At 43.7% G+C, this 2,640-nt stretch carries 3 protein-coding genes; all 3 read left to right on the forward strand.

The features are described from left to right. Window positions 1-381: 381 nt before the first annotated feature. Entirely contained in the window at window positions 382-858 is a 477-nt protein-coding gene (locus ACTHUT_RS17635; RefSeq protein ID WP_003746951.1) for a hypothetical protein, read from the forward strand. Between the two features lie 142 nt (window positions 859-1,000). Then, on the forward strand, window positions 1,001-1,684 hold the full coding sequence (locus ACTHUT_RS17640; protein WP_440386322.1) for a 16S rRNA pseudouridine(516) synthase: 684 nt from the start codon (window positions 1,001-1,003) through the stop codon (window positions 1,682-1,684). A 660-nt stretch (window positions 1,685-2,344) separates the two neighbouring features. Beyond that, on the forward strand, window positions 2,345-2,640 hold a 296-nt coding region (locus tag ACTHUT_RS17645), incomplete at its 3' end, for a sodium-dependent transporter (protein WP_440419232.1).

Consider the following 2,640-nt stretch of genomic DNA (forward strand, 5'->3'; position numbering starts at 1 on the left):
CCCGTGGTTTCCGTATCGAGGATAATCTGACGTTGGCTCATGGTTGGTGGTTTCTGCAATTATCAAAACGTCCTGAATCATACTGAAGGCCGTCTGAAATGTATAGTCAGCAAAACTTTAGCTGCTTTTCAAATGCCCTTTTAACGCTGGATTTGTTCAGACGGCCTTTATTCTTTTTTCATCTATTGGCCGGCTATTACTCCAATTTTGAGTAGAAACCCAATTTCTACAAATTTTTTTAAATTTAATTTCTTTAATAATGAATACCTTACTTATTATTTAAATAATAGGAACAATTATCATTTGCAAATTTAAAAAATCTCCGTATAATACAACCCATCGAAACGAAACAACCGCACCACAGAATGAAAGGAGAAGAAAATGCCCGAAAGTATTTTTAAGCAAGTCTCCCTTGACATTCTGAGACTGCACCAACAAGCCATCCGCTCTTTAATTGCCACCAAGTGTTGCGATGAGTGCGAAGTACACGACGCAGTATTCATTACTTTAGATGGCCGCTATTATGTTTGGCTTCCTTGCATGGGCAAATCGCCCCAATCAGAAACCGGCATCCTGCTGATTGAAGATGAAGACGGCAATACGCGCTTAAGCTGGGTGGCCGATACACGCGAAGTCAAGCAAAAAGACAGTCTGTACAACCGCGTTGTTTCCGCCCTGCAACGAAAAATGCAGCGCACGAAAAACAAGTTCATCCAGTCGGCAAACGCCCGATTGCTCGAACTTACGCCTCAGCAAGGCCGTCTGACGACAAACAGCGAAGATTTCTCGCTTTCACCACATGACTTGATGAAAGCACTTTATCCGGCAACACATCAAATAGGAGAATTTGCCCTGTAACAGTTTTTGGTAGTGGTTTGTGTTCCTTTTGCGCCCCTTAACATTTTAAAGGGGCGATTTTTTTGCCTCTGCTTTTCAGACGGCCTTAAAACCGGTTTTCCAGTACAATAAAGGCCGTCTGAACATTTCCTACTTTTCAACCATGCAACTGCTTAAATACATCCAAGCGCAAGGCCTCGGCAGCCGCAAGCAATGCCAGTGGCTGATAGACAATGACTGTATCGCCATAAACGGCGAAATTCATAATCGTGCCAAAGACGATATCGATCCGTCTCAAGTGCACACCCTGTCTGTTGACGGCGAAGAGATTGCCGCCGTACCCATGCCCTATTTCTACATTTTGCTTCATAAGCCTGCAGATTACGAGACTTCGCACAAACCCCAGCAATATCCGAGCATCTTCAGCCTTTTTCCCGACCACATGCGCAATATCGATATGCAGGCAGTCGGCCGCTTGGATGCAGACACAACCGGCATTATTCTGATTACCAACGACGGGCAATTTAACCACCGCGTTACTTCGCCCAAACACAAAGTTCCGAAGCTCTACCGCGTTACCTTGAAGTATCCTGACGACGATACCCTTTGCGCTACGTTGAAAAACGGAGTCCTCCTGCATGACGATAATGAAACCGTCGCTGCCGCCGAAGCAGTGTTGGCCGACCCAAACACATTGATGATGACCATTACCGAGGGCAAATATCATCAGGTCAAACGCATGGTCGCAGCCGCAGGCAACCGTGTCGAACAACTCCACCGAGAACAATTCGGCGACTGGAATGTCGACGATTTGGCCGCCGGAGAATGGAAATTCATCCAAATCTAAAAAAATTCCAAAATTTTGAGATATTTTTTTAAACAAAATGGATTTTTAATTTATTTAAAATCAACCACCTAAACCTTATTATTTTTATTTAACAGAATTTAACACTAGAAGGACTGAACTATTGTATAATTCGCCTGTCTGAGTAACACTTGCTTCGAGAGAAGTGAGTAAGTGAGTAAGACGTTTTCCCCGTAATGTGTTTGGCCATCTATACTTTCCCCTTAGTATAGATGGTTTTTTTTATCTAAAATTCGGCAGGTCTGCCAACGTACTTTCAGACGGCCTCTCCTTATCAAAGCCCATCATTTCCAAACCGCGCAACCCTATTCATTGCTTGCCAATATTCCCATTTAGTTTCCGATTTCTTCTGCACCCATCCAAACCCGTTCAATTTCAAATAAATCGTTTCATAAAAAGAGCGCTCTATCCAAACAGGTATAAACGTATGCCATTCAGACGGCCTCTGCTGATGCCGTTTATTCAATATTACCTTAGCCGAATTCTCTGTTTGCACGTTTCCATATCAAGTAGACTAGAAAAACTCACTAAAAATTCTTCATTAAATAGTTTTTTTACCTAACATTCTTTTCAGACTTTAGTCAAGATTCGTTAAATCTTTGCGGTAAAATGTTGTCTTTATTTTCATGTATCTGAGTTTTTATGTCTTCCAATCAACCCCGTCAAACTTGGTCCAACCGTTTGACTTACATCCTTACCGTTGCCGGCGCAACTGTCGGCTTTGGTGCAACCTGGCGTTTCCCATATTTGGTCGGTGAAAACGGCGGCGGCGCGTATGTGTTTTTATTCTGTATCGCCATGCTGGTCATCGGTATTCCGATGATTTTGGTGGAAAACGTCATCGGCCGCCGTAAAGGCGTGAACGCGCTGGATGCATTCGGCGGCTCGATGAACGGCAAACCAGTCGCCAAAATTTGGAAAGCGGTCGGTTGGATGGG

Source organism: Neisseria sp. P0022.S010 (assembly GCF_051956635.1).

Coding starts and splice junctions, on each gene's coding strand:
- ACTHUT_RS17635 (WP_003746951.1), top strand. CDS start 382: ATGCCCGAAAGTATTTTTAAGCAAGTCTCCCTTGACATTCTGAGACTG.
- ACTHUT_RS17640 (WP_440386322.1), top strand. CDS start 1,001: ATGCAACTGCTTAAATACATCCAAGCGCAAGGCCTCGGCAGCCGCAAG.